Origin of the sequence: Streptomyces genisteinicus (assembly GCF_014489615.1) — a bacterium.
In the GTDB taxonomy this organism is placed as follows: Bacteria; Actinomycetota; Actinomycetes; order Streptomycetales; family Streptomycetaceae; genus Streptomyces; species Streptomyces genisteinicus.
Window position 1 is genome coordinate 2,464,758 of sequence record NZ_CP060825.1, and the last position, 18,023, is coordinate 2,482,780.

Consider the following 18,023-nt stretch of genomic DNA (forward strand, 5'->3'; position numbering starts at 1 on the left):
GCTCCTTCGCGTCCTTCAGAGATGGCGTCGCCGGGCGGCGGCGTGCCGGTCGTACTCCTCGCGCGCCGTGACCGCCGCCGGGCGGGCCGCGGTCTCGGCCACCGGAACATCCCACCATGCCTGCGCCCCGGGCGGGCCCGACACAGTGTCGGGCATTGCGGTCTCCGTGTAGACACATGTGGGCACGGTCGCCTCCCTGGCCTCGGCCAGGGCTTCCCGCAGGTCACCGATGGTCGCGGCGCGGATCACCCGCATGCCGAGGGAGGCCGCGTTGGCCGCCAGGTCGACGGGCAGCGGCGCGCCGTCGAAGGCCCGCCCGGGGCCGGTGCGCTGCCGGTAGGCGGTGCCGAAGCGCTCGCCGCCGACCGCCTCGGAGAGCCCGCCGATGGAGGCGTAGCCGTGGTTCTGGAGGACGACCAGGCGGAACGGGACGCCCTCCTGGACGGCGGTGACGATCTCGGTCGGGTTCATCAGGTAGGTGCCGTCGCCGACCAGGGCCCACACCGGGCGTCCGGGAGCGGCCATCGCCACGCCGATCGCCGCCGGGATCTCGTAGCCCATGCAGGAGTAGCCGTACTCGACGTGGTACTGGTCGGCCGAGCGGGCGCGCCACAGCTTGTGGAGGTCGCCGGGGAGCGAACCGGCGGCGTTGATCAGGATGTCGTCCCCGGTGACCAGTGCGTCGAGGAGGCCGAGGACCTGCGCCTGGGTCGGCGGCAGGCCGGGGTCGGGCGCGGCGAACGCCGCGGTGACCCGCTGCTCCCACGCCGTCTTCTCCGCGCGGTACGCGGCCTCGTGGGCGGGGTCGACCCGGTGCCCGGCGAGCCCCTCGGTGAGGGCGGCGAGGGCCGCCCGGGCGTCGGCGACGAGGGGAAGGGCGGAGAGCTTGTGGGCGTCGAAGCCGGCGACGTTGATGTTGAGGAAGCGGACGCCGGGGTCCTGGAAGAGGGTGCCGGAGGCGGTGGTGAAGTCGGTGAAGCGGGTGCCGACGCCGATCACCAGGTCGGCGGTGCGGGCGAGGGCGTCGGCGGTGGCGGTGCCGGTGTGTCCGATGCCGCCCACGTCGGCCGGATGGTCGTGGGGCAGGGAGCCCTTGCCGGCCTGGGTGGAGGCGACGGGCACCCCGGTGGCCTCCGCGAACGCCGCCAGGGCGGCCTCCGCCCCGCTGTGGTGCACTCCGCCGCCCGCCACGAGCAGCGGCCTGCGGGCCGCGCGCACCGCGCGCACCGCGTCGGCCAGCGCCTCCGGGTCGGGGGGCGGTGCGGTGATCCGCCACACCCGCTCGGCGAAGAACTCCTCGGGCCAGTCGTACGCCTCGGCCTGCACGTCCTGCGGCAGCGCGAGCGTCACGGCCCCGGTCTGCGCCGGGTCGGTGAGCACCCGCATCGCCTGGAGGGCGGCGGGGATCAGCGCCTCGGGACGGGTGACGCGGTCGAAGAAGCGGGAGACGGGACGCAGCGCGTCGTTGACCGAGACGTCGCCCGCGTACGGCACCTCCAGCTGCTGGAGGACGGGGTCGGCGGGCCGGGTGGCGAACACGTCCCCGGGCAGCAGGAGTACGGGCAGGTGGTTGACGGTGGCGAGGGCGGCGCCGGTGACGAGGTTGGTGGCGCCCGGGCCGATGGAGGTGGTGACGGCGTGGGCGGACAGCCTGCGGGACTGGCGGGCGTACCCGACGGCCGCGTGCACCATGGCCTGTTCGCTGCGGCCCTGGACGAACGGCATCCCGTCCGCGGACTCCAGCAGCGCCTGGCCGATGCCGGCGACGTTGCCGTGGCCGAAGATGCCCCAGGTGGCGGCGATGAGCCGGTGCCGTTCGCCGTCCCGCTCGGTGTACTGGGCGGTCAGGAAGCGCACCAGGGCCTGGGCGGTGGTGAGGCGTCGTGCCGGACTCATCGGTAGCCCTTCGTCCCGTCGGTGAGGTGGCCGGGGTGGAAGCGGATCAGCCACTCCCGCTCGGCGCCCGGCCCCGCCATCACGTTGAGGTAGTACATGGTGTGGCCGGGTTCGGCGATCGACGGCCCGTGCCAGCCGTCGGGGACGAGGACCACGTCACCGGTGCGGACCTCGGCGAGCAGGTCGGCGCCGCCGGGGCGGGACGGGGACACCCGCTGGTAGCCGGTGCCGCCGCGGTCGATCTCGAAGTAGTAGATCTCCTCCAGTTCGCTCTCCTCGCCCGGCAGGTGCTCGTCGTGCTTGTGGGGCGGGTAGGAGGACCAGTGGCCGCCGGGGGTGAGGACCTCGACGGCGATCAGCCGGTCGCAGTCGAAGGAGCCGGCGGCCGCGAAGTTGTGGACCCGCCGGGCCTGCATGCCGCTGCCGCGGGCCTCGACGGGTACCTCCGGCGCGGGGCCGTAGCGAGCGGGGAGTCGACGCTCGCACCTCGCTCCTGCCAGGGCGAAGCGGCCTCCCGCACCGGAGGCGATCAGGGCATGGGCGTCGCGCGGCACATAGGCGAAGTCGCTCACTCCGCCGAACACACCGTCCCGCCCGTGCAGTTGGAACAACTCGCCGTGCGTGTGCACCGTACAGCCGCCGCCGAGCGGCAGCACGATCCACTCGCTGTCGCCCGTCTCCAGCCGGTGCGATCCGCCCGGGGGCAGTTCCAGCACCCGCAGGCTCGTGTACCCCCAGCCCGTGCGCGCCGGGCCGATGTCCACGGCGTACGGTCCGCCGGCCGTGCTGCCCGCCGGGAGGTGGAGGTCCGGCTTCTCGAAGTCGCTCATGTCTCTTGCGTACCCCCTACAGCAGCGCCACGGCCGCATCGACCGCGCCCGCCACGTCGCCGTCGGCCGGATACAGCAGCGCGCGCCCGGCGACCAGGCCCTGGACCGTGGGCAGTCGCAGTGCGGCGCTCCACCGTCCGAGCGCGGCGTCCGTGTCCGCGCCAGTGTCCCCACCGGTGTCTCCGCCGAGCAGGACGGCGGGGAGGGTGGAGGTCTCCATCACCGCGCGCATGTCGCCGGGGTCCTCGGTGACGGGCACCTTGAGCCAGGTGTACGCCGAGGTACCGCCGAGACCGGACGCTATGGCGACGGAACGCGCCACGGCCTCGGCGCCCAGATCGTTGCGCAGCATTCCGTCCCTGCGGTGACAGATGAACGGCTCCACGAAGACGGGGAGCTGACGCCCCGCCATCTCGTCGACGGCGCGGGCCGCGGCGGCGAGGGTGTCGAGGGAGGCGGGGTCGTCGTAGTCGATGCGGAGCAGCAGCTTGCCGGCGTCGAAACCGAGCCGTTCGAGGTCCTGGGCACGGTGGCCGGTGAAGCGGTCGTCGAGTTCGAAGGAGGCTCCGGCCAGGCCGCCGCGGTTCATGGAGCCCATGACGACCTTGTCGTCCAGTGCGCCGAGCAGCAGCAGGTCGTCGAGGATGTCGGCGGTGGCGAGGACGCCGTCGACGCCGGGGCGGGACAGGGCGAGGCAGAGCCGCTCCAGCAGGTCGAGGCGGTTGGCCATGGCGAGCGGGCGGTCACCGACGGCGAACGCGCCGCGGGCGGGATGGTCGGCGGCGACGATCATGAGCCGGCCGTGCTCGCCGAGCAGGCCGGAACGCCGGCGTCTGCGGCCGGCGGCTTCGGCGATGGCCTCGGGGTGCCGGGTGCGGATTCCGACGAGTTCGCCGATGTCGACCCGGCTCATGAGGGCGTCCCGTCGGGACCGGCGCCGGGACCGGCGGGGGGCGCGGCGGGGTGGTCGTCGGGGTGCTCCCGCGCCGCCTCGCGGCTGGGGTCGGGCGGGACGGGGCCTCCGGCGAGGACCTGGGCGACCTCGGCCTCGGACGGCATCGCCGAGGAGCAGGCGAGCCGGGCGGCGACCACGGCGCCCGCCGTGTTGGCGAAGCGCAGGGTCCGCTCCAGGTCCCATCCGGCGAGGAGCCCGTGGCACAGCGCGCCGCCGAAGGCGTCGCCCGCGCCCAGCCCGTTGACGACGTCCACCGGGACCGGGGGGACTTCGGCGCGGGTGCCGTCGCGATGGGCGGCGAGGACTCCTTCGGGCCCCCGCTTGACGACCGCGAGCTCCACTCCCGCGGCGAGCAGGGCTTCGGCGGCGGCGTGCGGATCGCTCTCGCCGGTCGCCACGGCGCACTCCTCGGCGTTGCCGACCGCGACGGTCGCGTGGGCCAGCGCCTGCGCGTAGTGACCGCGTGCGGTGGCGGGGTCGGACCAGAACACCGGGCGCCAGTCCAGGTCGAAGACGGTGGTGCCCGCCTTGGCCCGGTGGGCGAGCGCGGCCAGGGTCGCGGTGCGGCTCGGCTCGGCGCACAGTCCGGTGCCGGTCATCCAGAAGATCCGCGCCCGGCGGATCGGTTCGCGCTCCAGCTCGCCCTCCCTGATCTCCAGGTCGGGCGCCTTGGGCCGGCGGTAGAAGTAGAGGGGGAAGTCGTCGGGCGGGAAGATCTCGCAGAAGGTCACGGGTGTCGGGTACTCCTCGACCGAGGTCACCCAGCGGTCGTCCACGCCGAAGTCCCGCAGGGCGCGGTGGAGATACGTCCCGAAGGGGTCCTGGCCGGTGCGGGTGATCACGGCGGTGCGCCGGCCGAGCCGCGCGGCCGCCACCGCGACGTTGGACGGCGATCCGCCGAGGAACTTCCCGAAGGTGTCGACCCGTTCCAGCGGGACACCGGTGCGCAGGGGGTAGAGGTCCACCCCGATCCGGCCCATCGTGATCACGTCGTACGGCTGGAGGGCGTACGGCTGACTCATACGTGTCCCTTCGGTCAGGGGGTGTCCCCAGGTCTAGCCGTCCCCGGCGAACCCTGTCAACATTTTGTCCGGACATTCGGACCAAGCCTTGACACCCTTCTCGGGCGGCCGGAAAGCTGACGGCCATGACTGCCTCCGTCCCCGCCCACAGCCGTATCCGGGTCGGCTCGGCCCCTGACTCCTGGGGGGTGTGGTTCCCCGACGATCCCCGGCAGGTCCCCTGGCGGCGCTTTCTCGACGAGGTCGCCCGCGCCGGGTACGAGTGGATCGAACTCGGCCCGTACGGCTATCTCCCGAGCGATCCCGCCGTGCTGGCGGAGGAGACCGGGCGGCGGGGGCTGAAGGTCTCGGCGGGCACGGTCTTCACCGGTCTGCACCGCGGACCGGGGGTCTGGGACGAGACATGGGCGCACGTCTCGGACATCGCCGCGCTGACCCGGGCCATGGGGGCGGAACACCTGGTGGTCATCCCGTCCTTCTGGCGGGACGACCGCACGGGCCGGGTCCTGGAGGACCGCGTGCTGACGCCGGCCCAGTGGCGCGACCTGACGGAGCAGAGCGAACGCCTGGGCCGTGAGGTGCGGGAGCGCTACGGGCTGCGGATCGTCGTGCATCCGCATGCGGACACCCATGTCGACACCGAGGAGAACGTGAGCCGCTTCCTCGACGCGACCGATCCGGAGCTGGTGTCCCTCTGCCTGGACACCGGGCACTACGCCTACTGCGGCGGCGACAGCGTGGAGCTCATCAAGACGTACGGCGAGCGCATCGGCTACCTCCATCTCAAGCAGGTGGACCCGGCCGTCCTCGCCGAAGTGGTGGCCGGTGAGGTGCCGTTCGGTCCGGCGGTCGGGCGGGGCGTGATGTGCGAACCACCGGCCGGGGTGCCCGCGCTGGAGCCCGTCATCGCGGCGGCGGCCGCCCTCGACGTCGACCTCTTCGCCATCGTCGAGCAGGACATGTATCCCTGCCCGCCGGACAAGCCGTACCCGATCGCCGAACGCACGCGCGGTTTCCTGCGCTCCTGCGGTATCTGAGGAGAATGCCGCAGGTCCGTCATGGTTGTTTCTTCCTCATCACATGTGTCTCCGTTACGCGGGCTTTGTGTCACAGACGATCTACAGGGCTGCCCCGGGGAGGGCCGGGCGTCGTTCAACGGGCACAGGCTCAGTGATCGCCAGTGTCACGGCGGCAGCTCCCCCGACGGCACCCCGCCCGCCGCTGCCGCCCGCGCAGGGAGGTGCCATGTATATGACGGACAGACAGCTCTGGTCCTACAAGGACATCGCGGCGCACATCCGGGTGCAGCCGGACACGGTCCGCTCCTACCGCAAGCACGGACTGCTGCCGCCGCCGGACAAGGTGGAGTCCGGCAAGCCGTACTGGTACGCGGACACCATCCGCAGGTGGGTGGCCAACCGACCGGGGAACAGGGGCCGAAGAGACTGATCCCGTCCGTCCGCCGCCCTGACCGCGGCGGGCGGACGGCCCCGCCGGCGGACGGGCCGGTCAGAGGCGAGGCCTTCGCACCCGAGGGGGTGCGGGGGCCTCGTCGCGTGTGCCGCAGCGCGCCGTCCGGGAGACGGCTCGTGCGCACGCGCGGGCCGGGGCTCGCGCGGGCCGGAGCGCGCGGCGGGAGCGGAGTGCGGAGCTTGCGGGCCGGAGCCCGCGCAGCGGGCCAGGCCACGGAGTGCGCGGGCCGGGCCCGGTCAGACTCCGGCTCTGTTCCGGTCAGCCGACGGCTGCTCCTCGCCCTGGGCCTCCGGTGACCCTTCGACTTCCTTCCCGTGCCCGGCCGGAGGCCCGTCTGCGCTGGTCCCGGATCCGGTCGCCGCCGGTATGGATTCCCGCACCGGCGCCGGCTCCCCCTCGCTCAGGCCGAACCGCTCGTGGAAGCGCCGCAGCGGTCGCGGCGCCCACCAGCTGGCCGCGCCCATCAGCTTCATCACCGACGGGACCAGCAGGCTGCGCACCACCATCGCGTCCATCAGGACGGCCAGGGCGATGCCCAGTCCGAGCATCTTGGTGTTCGTCACCCGCGAGGTGCCGATGGCCACCATCACGACGGCGAGGATCACGGCCGCCGCGGTGATCAGGCCACCGGTGCGCTGGAGCCCGAAGCGGACGGCCCGCTCGTGGCCGGCGCCCCGGTCGTACTCCTCCTTGATCCGGGAGAGGAGGAAGACGCCGTAGTCCATGGAGAGTCCGAAGGCGATGCAGAACATCAGGACGGGCAGGGTCGTCTCGATGTCGCCGGTGGAGGTGAACGACAGCAGTCCGGAGAGATGGCCGTCCTGGAACACCCACACCAGCGCGCCGAACATCGCCGTGAGGCTGAGTCCGTTGAGCACGACCGCCTGGAGCGGAATGAGCACGCTGCCGGTGAGCAGGAAGACCAGGAAGAGGGTCACCACGACCACGATGCCCAGCGCGAGGGGCAGCCGATCGGCGATGGCCGCCTTGGAGTCCTCCAGCACCGCGGCTCGTCCGGTCACGGAGGTGTCGAACGGGGCGGGTATGCCGCGCAGTTCGTGCACCAGTCGCTGTGCCTGCTCTCCCACGGCCTCGCCCTCAGGCACCACGGAGAAGTAGGCGGCATCCCCCGAGGTGACGGGGCCGTCCACCCGGATGACTCCGGGCAGTGCGGCGACCCGGTCCCGGTACTGGGCGTACTCCGTGGCACCGGGCGCGGGGCCGGACTCCGGGGCCGGTTCGGCGAGGATCTCCAGGGTGCCGGTCGGGCTTCCGGCGAAGCCGTCGCGGATCTGCTGCTGCACCACGTGGGACTCCGCCCCCGAGGGCAGCTGGCGGTCGTCCGGCGTACCGAACTTCACGCCGAGGAACGGCAGCCCGAGCAGGACGAGCGCCCCGATGGTGGTGAAGGCGAACAGCGGTGCGCGGCGCATGACCAGTCCGGCGAATCGCCCCCAGCGAGCACCGGGCTCGGCGCCCGCCGCACCGTCGCCGCGCGCCGTCCTGCGCCGGAAGAGCCTGCGCAGGTCCAGCGCGTTGACACGGTGGCCGAGCAGCATCAGGGCCGCCGGCAGCAGGATGAGGGCCGCGCCTGCCGCCAGCAGCACGACGGCGATGCCCGCGTAGGCGAACGACCGCAGGAAGTACTGGGGGAAGACGAGCATCGCCGCCAGCGAGACGGCGACCGTCAGTGCGGAGAAGAGCACGGTGCGGCCTGCGGTGCGCAGCGTCACGCCCACGGCTTCCCGCACCTCGCGGCCGCTGTCGAGCTCCTCCCGGAAGCGCCGCACGATGAACAGGGCGTAGTCGATGGCGAGACCGAGGCCGAGGGCCGTGGTGAGGTTCTGGGCGAAGACGGACACGTCGGTGAACTCCGTGATGCCGCGCAGCACCGCGTTGGTCCCGAGGATGGCGACGATGCCGACGCCGAGGGGGAGCAGTGCCGCGACGGCGCTGCCGAACACCATGACGAGCAGCACCAGCGTCACCGGCAGGGCGATCAGCTCGGCCCGCAGGAGGTCGTCCTGGATGATCGTCGTCATCTCGTGCTGGACGGCCACGGGGCCGCCGATCGAGACCTCGACCGGGCCGTGCTTCCCGCGCAGGCCGGGTGCGATCCGGTCCAGCGTCTCGGCGGCCGTCTTCTCGTCGCCCTGGATGCGTGCCGCGATCAGCGCCTGCCGGCCGTCGTCCGACCGCAGGGCGGGCGCGCGGGTGCCCCAGTACGACCCGACACCGGTGACGCCGCGCTCGGCGGCGAGCCGCTGGGCGAGCCGCCCGGCCTCGGCGGCCACGGCGGGGTCGTCGACACCGCGGGACCCGCCGTCGACGAAGAGGATCAGATTGGGCTGGGAGGCGGGGAAGACGCGCTCCACCTGGCGGGTGGCGTACGTCGACTCGGCGGACGGGTCCTCCCAGCCGCCGCTGCCCATGCGGTCGGCGACGCCGCTGCCCGCGACCACCGCGAGCGCGGTGAGCACGAGGGCGACGAGCAGCGACAGCCTCGGGCGCGCGGTGACGAGACGGGTCCACCGCCCGAGCGCCGGGACGGTGCGGCTCGGCGGCGCTCCCCCCTCGGAGGGCGGCGCGGAGGCCCCGGTCGGCGTGTTGACTTCGGACATGGTGCGGTGTCCCCTTCACCGTGGTCCGTGCGGCTGCTTCCGGGCAGGGGGCACGGCCTGACCATTGCCATAGACTGGCAAACACGAGTCATCACTCGCATTGAGACAAGAATGCGAGCGGACACTCGCGTTTGTCAACCATGCCCAGGAAGCCGGGGATTCACGTGCCGAAGCCGACCAGAGCCGAGGGGCGGACGACGACGCCGACACCGGGCGGCTCGCCCGCCGGCGAGGCGGGTTCCGGCGGGGACGCCGGGGCGAGGGGTTCCGGCGGGGACGCCGGGACGGGGAGCTCCCGCGGGGACGTCGCGGCGGGAGGCTCCCGCGGGAACGCCGCCGCCGCACCGCGAACCGGTCGCGGACGGAGCCGCCCCGCGGCCGCCGCCACGCCCCCGCTTCCGAGCGGACCGAGCGGACCGGACGGACCGCACGGACCGGACGGGCCGGGCACCCCGACCGAGGCCGCCGGGCCGGAGGCCCCTGCCGAGGCCGCCGCCACACCCGCCGGACCGGGCGGGACCCGCACCGCCGCCACCCGGGGCGGCGGACCGGACTCCCCTGCCGCCACCCGCGCCCGCACCGCCGCCACGCGCACCGGACCGGGCGGGCGCCCGGACGCCGGGCACACCCCCGCCGAGGCCGCGCTCGCGGCCGCCGGCGGGGACGCACGGAGCGGGGACGGGGCGCGGCCGAAGCGGCGGCAGGCGCGGGGGGAGCGGCGCATCGCACAGCTCCTCGACGCCGCGGCAAGCGTGTTCTGCTCCACGGGCTACGCCGCCGCCAGCACCAACGCGATCGCCCGGGAGGCGGGCGTCTCACCCGGCACCCTGTACCAGTTCTTCCCCAACAAGGAGGCGATCGCCTTCGAGCTCGGCGACCGCCTGATGCACCAGTGGCGGCAGTCGCACGGGGCCGCCCTGGCGGCCGCCGCGCTCGACCTGCCGCTGGAGCAGCTGCTGGACGCGGTCCTCGACCCGCTGATCGCGTTCAACCACGAGAACCCGGTGTTCGCCGTGCTCATGCACGGCCCCGACATCCCCGGCCGCATCACCCAGGAGTTCGACACCGTCCACCAGGGCCTGCTCACCCGGATCGAGGAGATTCTCGCCGGCTACCTCCCCGGGACGCCGTCCGCGGAGGTCGCCCGGATCTCCGCGATGACGTTCGCGATCTTCAAGGCGGGACTCGACCTGATCGTGGCGCACGACGGCGCCGAGCGCGTGGCGTACACCGGCGAACTGAAGGCCGTGATGTTCCGTTATCTCGAGCCCCTGCTCGGCGAGGATTCCGGGATCTGCTCGCCTTGATACCCCCTAGGGGTATAAAGTCGGAGCATGCCGGGCGACCCCCGTCCCGGCACCTCCGCACCCGCACGTCCAGCATCACGAGGAGAACGCGATGTCCAGCGAGACCAAGACCGAACTCGAGACCGTCCAGGGCTCCGGCGCCGGCTCCTGCTGCTCGCCCGACGGCGCGTGCCACGACGCCGCGGCGGACGCCCCGACCGCGGGCGTGACCACCGTCTACCAGGTCACCGGCATGACCTGCGGCCACTGCGAATCGGCCGTCGGCAGCGAGCTCTCCGCGCTCGACGGCGTCACCTCGGTGCAGGCCGTCGCCGCCACCGGCCTGGTGACCGTGGTCTCGGACGCGCCGCTCGACGAGGCCGCCGTGCGCGAGGCCGTCGACGAGGCCGGCTACGAGCTCACCGGCACCGCCTGACACCGCCGCACGGCACCGGCCACGGGGGCCGGGTCGGTGTCCACCCCGGGCCCGGGGTGGACACCGACCCGGCCCCTGTTCGCGAAAAGGTTGCCGCGCTCCCGTGACGCGTGTGACGGCAGGGACGCGATCCGGCCACCTGCGCGCTCTCCGGCCACGATCATGAAGAATCTTTACCCAGCCTTGGCATGCGCCGCGACCGTCTCGCCCGTTTCTGCGTTTCCCCAGGCCAGAGGCGTGATCGACCACCAAGAGCCGACCATTTCATCCTCATTTGCGATGACCGGACGACACCGCTTCCGCTCCGTGCCGTGACTACAAATAGGTCACAAGACCTTCACATCGAGACCTAGATCACAGATATTTGGGGGTAACCATTCAGGCTCCTCGCGAGTCTTAATGGTCGATGCCGAGAACGTCTTGGGGGACGTTCATGGAATGTCTTGGGGGACGTTCCAGGCAAGCGTTGGCCGGGGCACGTGCCCGGGGAGCTTTGAGCGGCCCTCCCGTGCGTACGTACCCCGGCAGACCGCAGCAGGACTCTGCTACCCGCAGACGCCCGGCCCGGATCCCGTGGGGGGAATCCGCTCCGGGGATATGGGAAGCGCCCCGCTGCCGACCCGTGGGGGGATCGGCGGCGGGGCGCTTCTCGCGACCGTGCGGGACCGCGGACCACTGGTCCGCCGGCCCGCTCGGGGCGGGACGCCTCGGTCTAGCGGGCCTCGACCGGCACGAAGTCGCGCAGGACCTCACCGGTGTAGATCTGGCGCGGACGGCCGATGCGCGAACCGGGCTCCTTGATCATCTCGTGCCACTGGGCGATCCAGCCCGGAAGGCGGCCGAGGGCGAAGAGCACGGTGAACATCTCGGTCGGGAAGCCCATCGCGCGGTAGATGAGACCCGTGTAGAAGTCCACGTTCGGGTAGAGGTTGCGCGAGACGAAGTAGTCGTCGGAGAGCGCGTGCTCCTCCAGCTTGAGCGCGATGTCCAGCAGCTCGTCGGACTTGCCGAGCGCGGACAGCACGTCGTGGGCGGCGGCCTTGATGATCTTGGCGCGCGGGTCGAAGGACTTGTACACCCGGTGGCCGAAGCCCATCAGGCGGACGCCGTCCTCCTTGTTCTTCACCTTGCGGATGAAGGAGTCGACGTCGCCGCCGTTGGCCTGGATGCCTTCCAGCATCTCCAGGACGGACTGGTTGGCGCCGCCGTGCAGCGGGCCCCAGAGGGCGCTGATGCCGGCGGAGATCGAGGCGAACATGTTCGCCTGCGAGGAGCCGACGAGGCGCACGGTGGAGGTGGAGCAGTTCTGCTCGTGGTCCGCGTGCAGGATGAGCAGCTTGTCCAGCGCGGAGACGACGACCGGGTCGAGCTCGTACTCCTGGGCGGGGACCGAGAAGGTCATGCGCAGGAAGTTCTCGACGTAGCCGAGGTCGTTGCGCGGGTAGACGAACGGGTGGCCGATCGACTTCTTGTACGCGTAGGCCGCGATGGTCGGCAGCTTGGCGAGCAGCCGGATCGTCGACAGGTGGCGCTGCTTCTCGTCGAACGGGTTGTGGCTGTCCTGGTAGAAGGTGGACAGCGCGCTGACCACGGAGGAGAGCATCGCCATCGGGTGGGCGTCGCGGGGGAAGCCCTGGAAGAAGCGCTTGACGTCCTCGTGCAGCAGGGTGTGCTGCGTGATCTCGTTCTTGAACGTCGCGAGCTCGTCGACGGTCGGGAGCTCACCGTTGATCAGCAGGGACGCCACCTCGAGGAAGGTGGACCGCTCCGCCAGCTGCTCGATCGGGTAGCCGCGGTAGCGCAGGATGCCCTGCTCGCCGTCGAGGTAGGTGATCGCGGATTTGTAGGCGGCGGTATTGCCGTATCCACTGTCCAGGGTCACCAGACCGGTCTGGGCTCGGAGCTTCCCGATGTCGAAGCCCTGGTCACCGACGGTGCTCTCGACCACCGGGTAGGTGTATTCACCGTCCGCGTACCGCAGTACTACAGAGTTGTCGCTCACGTCATCCCTCACCGACGTAGTGCCTCTACTTCGAGGTGCCCTGACTGTCTCTACCATCCCCCATTTGGCTCAGGAGAGTGCACTCGGGGTCGCCATTGGGCTCATCGGCGGCACTCAGTGCCGCCAACCTGCTCATCTTGCCCCCTTCGCCCGGGTTCTGAAAGCCGGGGTGGGGTCGGGGTGGTGTTTCCCACCCGCGCGAACCCCGAACCCGGACGGGCGCACGGGCGCGGCTACCCCAGCCGGTGGTCCAGCGCGGTGAAGCGGCGGCCCGCCGAGACCGTGCGCACCGCCTGGCCTATCGCCTTGCGGGAGCCCACCAGGACCACGAGCTTCTTGGCCCGGGTGACGGCCGTGTAGAGCAGATTGCGCTGGAGCATCATCCAGGCACCCGTGGTGACCGGGATCACCACGGCCGGGTACTCGCTGCCCTGGGAGCGGTGGATGGTGACGGCGTACGCGTGGGCGAGTTCGTCGAGCTCGTCGAAGTCGTAGGAGACCTCCTCGTCCTCGTCGGTGCGCACCGTCAGCCGCTGGTCCTCGGTGTGCAGGGCGGTCACGACGCCCACCGTGCCGTTGAAGACGCCGTTGGCGCCCTTGTCGTAGTTGTTGCGGATCTGGGTGACCTTGTCGCCGACCCGGAACACGCGCCCGCCGAAGCGCTTCTCCGGCAGGTCCGGCCGGGCCGGGGTGATGGCCTGCTGGAGCAGGCCGTTGAGGGTGCCCGCGCCGGCCGGGCCGCGGTGCATCGGCGCGAGGACCTGCACGTCGCGCCGCGGGTCGAGTCCGAAGCGGGCCGGGATGCGGCGCGCCGCGACGTCCACGGTCAGCCGGCCCGCCTCCTCGGTCTCCTCCTCGACGAAGAGGAAGAAGTCCTTCAGGCCGGTGGTGAGGGGCTGGTGGCCCGAGTTGATCCGGTGGGCGTTGGTCACCACGCCCGACTCCTGGGCCTGCCGGAAGATCCGCGTCAGCCGGACGCTCGGCACGGGGCCGCCCGGGGCGAGCAGGTCGCGCAGCACCTCCCCCGCGCCGACGCTCGGCAGCTGGTCCACGTCGCCCACGAGCAGCAGATGCGCGCCCATCGCCACTGCCTTGACCAGCTTGTTGGCGAGGAGCAGGTCGAGCATGGACGCCTCGTCGACGACGACGAGGTCGGCGTCGAGCGGACGGTCCTTGTCGTACGCCGCGTCGCCGCCCGGCTTCAGTTCCAGCAGCCGGTGCACGGTGGACGCCTCGGCCCCGGTCAGCTCGGCCAGCCGCTTGGCGGCCCGCCCGGTGGGCGCCGCGAGCACCACCTTGGCCTTCTTCGCCCGCGCGAGCTCCACGATGGACCGGACGGTGAACGACTTGCCGCAGCCGGGACCGCCGGTGAGGACCGCGACCTTGCTGGTCAGCGCCAGCTTGACGGCTGCCTCCTGCTCGGGTGCCAGTTCGGCCCCGGTGCGCCGGGCCAGCCAGTCGAGGGCCTTGTCCCACGCGACGTCCCGGAAGGCCGGCATCCGGTCCTCGTCGGCACGCAGCAGCCGCCGCACCTGCCCCGCCAGGGAGAGCTCGGCGCGGTGGAACGGCACCAGGTAGACCGCGGTGACCGGCTCCCCGCCGTCGGGCCCCGGCACCTGCTCCCTGACCACGCCCTCGTCGTCGGCGGCCAGCTCGGCGAGGCACTCGATCACCAGACCGGTGTCGACCTGGAGGAGCTTCACCGCGTCGGAGATCAGCTGCTCCTCGGGAAGGAAGCAGTGGCCCTGGTCGGTGGACTGGGAGAGCGCGTACTGCATGCCCGCCTTGACCCGCTCGGGGCTGTCGTGGGGGATGCCCACGGCCTGGGCGATCCGGTCGGCGGTGAGGAAGCCGATGCCCCAGACGTCGGCGGCGAGCCGGTAGGGCTGGTTCTTCACGACCGAGATCGAGGCGTCCTCGTACTTCTTGTAGATGCGGACCGCGATGGAGGTGGAGACGCCGACTCCCTGGAGGAAGACCATGACCTCCTTGATGGCCTTCTGCTCCTCCCAGGCCGCGCCGATCAGCTTGGTGCGCTTGGGCCCGAGCCCGGGCACCTCGACGAGCCGCTTCGGCTCCTGCTCGATGACGTCGAGGGTGTCGGTGCCGAAGTGGTCCACGATCCGCTCGGCGATCTTCGGGCCGATCCCCTTGATCAGTCCGGAGCCGAGGTAGCGGCGGATGCCCTGGATCGTCGCCGGCAGGACCGTCGTGTAGTTCTCCACGGTGAACTGCTTGCCGTACTGGGGGTGGGAGCCCCAGCGGCCCTCCATCCGCAGCGACTCGCCCACCTGCGCGCCGAGCAGCGACCCGACGACGGTCAGCAGGTCGCCCGCACCGCGGCCGGTGTCGACGCGGGCGACCGTGTAGCCGTTGTCCTCGTTGGCGTAGGTGATCCGTTCGAGGACGCCTTCGAGCACGGCGGGGGTGAAGACCGGGGCGGGCGCACCCGGCCGGGCGGTGGCCGGTTTGGACATGACCCGACGTTATCCCCCCGGTAGGACAGCGTGTGCGGCCTGTGGACAACTGCCCCACGGACCCCGCCCGTACGCCCGCCCGCGGCCTGTGGACAACTGCCCGGCGGCCCCCCACTCGTGGACGGCCGGCCGGTGGCGGCCCCGGGCCCGGGCGGGGGTGCGGGCGGGGGTGCGGGCGGAGCCGCTCACCCGCCGGGCAGTGCCGGGGACTCCTCCCGCGGGACGGGTCCCCGGGAGCCCTCCTCGCGCCGCGCCGCCGCCACCGCGAGTGCCGCGCACAGGGCGCAGGCCGCCCCGGTGAGCCACAGCACGACGTAGGCCCGCTCGCCGGGCACCGTGCCGCCCGGCAGGGGCAGCGAGCCGAGGATCGTCGCGAACACACCGCCCGCGACCGCGCCGCCGAGGGTCTTGACGTTGTTGTAGACGGCGGTGGCGATCCCGGACCGGGAGGCCTCGCTCGCCTCGACGATCACCGTCGGCATGGCCCCCAGCGCGAGGCCGACCGCGAATCCGAGGAACGCGTAGGTGACCGACATGTGCCACCACGCGTCGTGCAGCAGGGCGAACGAGCAGAACGACAGGGCGACGAGGACGAACGCCCCGGTGAGCGAGGCGCGGTAGCCGGCACGGGCGGCGATCCGGTCGGTGAGCAGCGATCCGGCGACGCTGGACACCGCGCCGGGCAGGGCCATCAGGGAGATGGCGAGCGCACCGAGGGCGAAGCCGTATCCGGTCTCGTCCGGATCGGCCGCCCAGAAGGTGGCGTTGGGGGCCTGGGCGCCGAAGAAGAACACACCGAACAGGAACGCGGCGAGATAGAACGGCGCGGACTGCCGCCCGCGCATGGCCCGCAGGTCCAGCAGCGGCTCGGCGGACCGCAGTTCGACGGCGGCGAAGGCGGCGAGCAGCAGCGCGCCCACCGCGAGCGGCACGGCCACGGAGGCGGTGAGCCAGCCGTGCTCCTCGGCCGACGAGACGCCGAGCAGCAGGGAGATCATCGCCGTGCCGAGCAGCAGCAGGCCGGGCAGGTCGATCCGGCCGCCGGACGGCCGCCGGCTCTCCGGTATGCGCAGGAAGGCGACGGGCACGCACGCGACGGCGAGCACGGCGGGCAGCAGGAGGGTCCGCCGGATGTCGCCCAGCACCGCGTCGGCGGCACCCATCAGCACTCCGCCGATCAGCGACCCCACGGTCAGCGCCCCGACCAGCAGGGCGATCGCGCGCCGGGCCGCCTCCACGGGCAGGCGGTCACGGACGAGCGCGATCTCCAGCGGCAGCAGCGCGGCGAGCGGCCCCTGCAGCACCCGGCCGAGGAGCAGCACCTCGAACGAGGGCGCGAGGGCGACCAGCACGGTGCCCGCGGCGACGGACACCAGGGCGACGCGCAGCAGACGGCGGTGCCCGTGGAGGTCGCCGAGCCGCCCGAAGGCCGGGACGCAGACGGCCGCCGCCAGCAGCTGGACGGCGATCACCCACGAGAGGTCGGAGTCCGTGACGCCGAGCCGGTCGCCGATCTTCGGGAGCAGCGGGATCATGCCCATCTGCAGGAAGCCGCTCATCACCTCGAAGAGGACGAGCAGCCCGACGACCGCCCGCACCGGGGGCCCGGCCGGGGCGTGGGGTGTGTGCGGGGGGCCCGGGGTGCCGCCGGGCGGGCGCGCGGACGTCCCGGCGCTCACCGCCCGCCCTCCCCGGCGGGGGCGGCCGCGTCGCGGGGAGCGGGGATGGGGGCGGGGGCGGGAGCGGGACCGGGGTAGGTGGTGCCGGGGGCGGCTTCGCGGTCGAGGCGGCCGGCGGCGAGGGCGGCCAGGAGCGCGGCGGCGTCGGGCAGCACCGCGTCGTCGTAGACGGCGTGCGGGGAGTGGTTCATGGGGGCGGTCGCCGGGTCCGCTCCGGCCGGGCAGGCGCCGATCCCGACGAACGCGCCGGGCACCTCGGCCAGCACGAACGAGAAGTCCTCGGACCCGGCCATCGGCTTCGGCGCCTCGAACGCCCGCTGCGGGCCGAACAGTCCGCGTGCGGTGCGCAGCGCGAAGGCCGCCTCCGCCGGATCGTTCACGGTCGGCGGGTACAGCTCCTGGTAGTCGATCCCGGCTTCGACGCCGTGGGCGTCGGCGACGCCCCGGACCGTGCGCACGAATCCCTCGCGGACGGCGTCGTGGGTGGCGGCCGAGAACGTGCGCACGGTGGCCTCGAAACGGGCCGTCGACGGAATGACGTTGTGCGTCGTGCCCGCGTGCAGCGAGCCGACGGTGAGGACGGCCGGGTCGAAGACGTCCACGGTCCGCGTGATCATCGTCTGGAGCGCGGTGACCATCTCGCAGACCGCGGGCACCGGATCGACCGCGGCGTGCGGCGACGAGCCGTGCCCGCCCCGCCCGTTGACGGTCACGGTCACCGTGTCGGACGCGGCGAGGAGCGGACCGGGGCGGGTGGCGACCACGCCGAGCGGGAGGACCGTGGAGAAGACGTGCAGCCCGTACGCGGCGACGACACGGGATCCGGCGGCGTCGAGGACGCCCTCCTCGATCATCAGGCGGGCTCCGCCGTGCCCCTCCTCCCCCGGCTGGAACATGAACACGACGTCCCCGGCGAGGGTGTCCCGGCGCGCGCACAGCAGGTGCGCGGCGCCGACGAGGGCGGCGGTGTGGATGTCGTGGCCGCAGGCGTGCATGACGCCCGGCACCTCGGAGGCGTACGGCAGGCCGCTCTCCTCCTGGACGGGAAGCGCGTCCATGTCCGCCCGGAGCAGGACGGCGGGGCCCGGACGGCCGCCTCGCAGCACCGCGGTGACCGAGGACAGCCGGGTGCCGGTGGTGATCTCCAGCGGCAGGCCGTCCAGCGCGTCCAGCACCTTGCGCCGGGTGCGGGGCAGGTCGAGGCCGAGTTCCGGGTCGCGGTGCAGCGCGTGGCGCAGCCGCACCAGGTCGTCGCCCAGGGCGCGCGGGTCGGGGCCGGGGGCGTCGGGCGCACCGGAGGCGCCGTGCGGAGGGCGGTCGTCCGTGTGGTGTCGGTTCATGTGCGG

General features: G+C 72.9%; 12 protein-coding genes and 1 pseudogene. 4 read left to right on the forward strand and 9 right to left on the reverse strand.

What is annotated here, in order from left to right; translation table 11 throughout:
- Positions 1-15: 15 nt before the first annotated feature.
- The 4 genes from iolD to iolC are packed head-to-tail and all read right to left on the reverse strand — an operon-like array spanning position 16 to position 4,703.
- A complete protein-coding gene (iolD, locus tag IAG43_RS10730; RefSeq protein ID WP_187740524.1) occupies positions 16-1,896 on the reverse strand; it encodes a 3D-(3,5/4)-trihydroxycyclohexane-1,2-dione acylhydrolase (decyclizing) in 1,881 nt (626 codons plus the stop codon).
- Positions 1,893-2,726 carry a 5-deoxy-glucuronate isomerase gene (gene iolB, locus IAG43_RS10735; protein ID WP_187740525.1) on the reverse strand — a complete coding sequence of 278 codons (834 nt, stop codon included), beginning with the start codon at positions 2,724-2,726 and terminating at the stop codon, positions 1,893-1,895. Before iolB ends, iolD begins: the two co-directional genes overlap by 4 nt.
- Positions 2,727-2,742: 16 nt before the next feature.
- Complete coding sequence (locus tag IAG43_RS10740; protein ID WP_187740526.1) at positions 2,743-3,639, reverse strand: Cgl0159 family (beta/alpha)8-fold protein; 897 nt, start codon at positions 3,637-3,639, stop codon at positions 2,743-2,745.
- Positions 3,636-4,703, reverse strand: coding sequence for a 5-dehydro-2-deoxygluconokinase (gene iolC / locus IAG43_RS10745; RefSeq protein WP_187740527.1), 1,068 nt, complete (start codon positions 4,701-4,703; stop codon positions 3,636-3,638). The genes IAG43_RS10740 and iolC overlap by 4 nt, the downstream gene beginning before the upstream one ends.
- A gap of 125 nt (positions 4,704-4,828) precedes the next feature.
- On the opposite strand from iolC, the gene IAG43_RS10750 reads away from it, so the two are divergent.
- Entirely contained in the window at positions 4,829-5,740 is a 912-nt protein-coding gene (locus IAG43_RS10750) for a sugar phosphate isomerase/epimerase family protein (protein ID WP_187740528.1), read from the forward strand.
- Between the two features lie 214 nt (positions 5,741-5,954).
- Positions 5,955-6,152 carry a helix-turn-helix transcriptional regulator gene (locus IAG43_RS10755; RefSeq protein ID WP_187740529.1) on the forward strand — a complete coding sequence of 66 codons (198 nt, stop codon included), beginning with the start codon at positions 5,955-5,957 and terminating at the stop codon, positions 6,150-6,152.
- 260 nt (positions 6,153-6,412) lie between these two features.
- On the opposite strand, the gene IAG43_RS10760 is transcribed toward IAG43_RS10755, so the two are convergent.
- Positions 6,413-8,797, reverse strand: a complete 2,385-nt coding sequence (locus IAG43_RS10760) for an MMPL family transporter (protein WP_187740530.1) — start codon at positions 8,795-8,797, stop codon at positions 6,413-6,415.
- A 569-nt stretch (positions 8,798-9,366) separates the two neighbouring features.
- Between IAG43_RS10760 and IAG43_RS34410 the strand changes: the two are divergent.
- Positions 9,367-10,104, forward strand: a pseudogene (locus IAG43_RS34410) (TetR/AcrR family transcriptional regulator); the annotation flags it as partial.
- A gap of 91 nt (positions 10,105-10,195) precedes the next feature.
- A complete protein-coding gene (locus IAG43_RS10770; RefSeq protein WP_187740532.1) occupies positions 10,196-10,519 on the forward strand; it encodes a heavy-metal-associated domain-containing protein in 324 nt (107 codons plus the stop codon).
- A 712-nt stretch (positions 10,520-11,231) separates the two neighbouring features.
- Here the strand turns inward: IAG43_RS10770 and IAG43_RS10775 are convergent.
- The 4 genes from IAG43_RS10775 to IAG43_RS10790 form a co-directional block, all read right to left on the reverse strand.
- Entirely contained in the window at positions 11,232-12,521 is a 1,290-nt protein-coding gene (locus IAG43_RS10775; RefSeq protein WP_147986559.1) for a citrate synthase, read from the reverse strand.
- Between the two features lie 233 nt (positions 12,522-12,754).
- A complete protein-coding gene (gene recD2, locus IAG43_RS10780; protein WP_187740533.1) occupies positions 12,755-14,998 on the reverse strand; it encodes an SF1B family DNA helicase RecD2 in 2,244 nt (747 codons plus the stop codon).
- A 185-nt stretch (positions 14,999-15,183) separates the two neighbouring features.
- On the reverse strand, positions 15,184-16,677 hold the full coding sequence (locus IAG43_RS10785) for an MFS transporter (RefSeq protein WP_246574245.1): 1,494 nt from the start codon (positions 16,675-16,677) through the stop codon (positions 15,184-15,186).
- Complete coding sequence (locus tag IAG43_RS10790) at positions 16,674-18,017, reverse strand: M20 metallopeptidase family protein (protein ID WP_187740534.1); 1,344 nt, start codon at positions 18,015-18,017, stop codon at positions 16,674-16,676. Before IAG43_RS10790 ends, IAG43_RS10785 begins: the two co-directional genes overlap by 4 nt.
- Between the last annotated feature and the right edge of the window lie 6 nt (positions 18,018-18,023).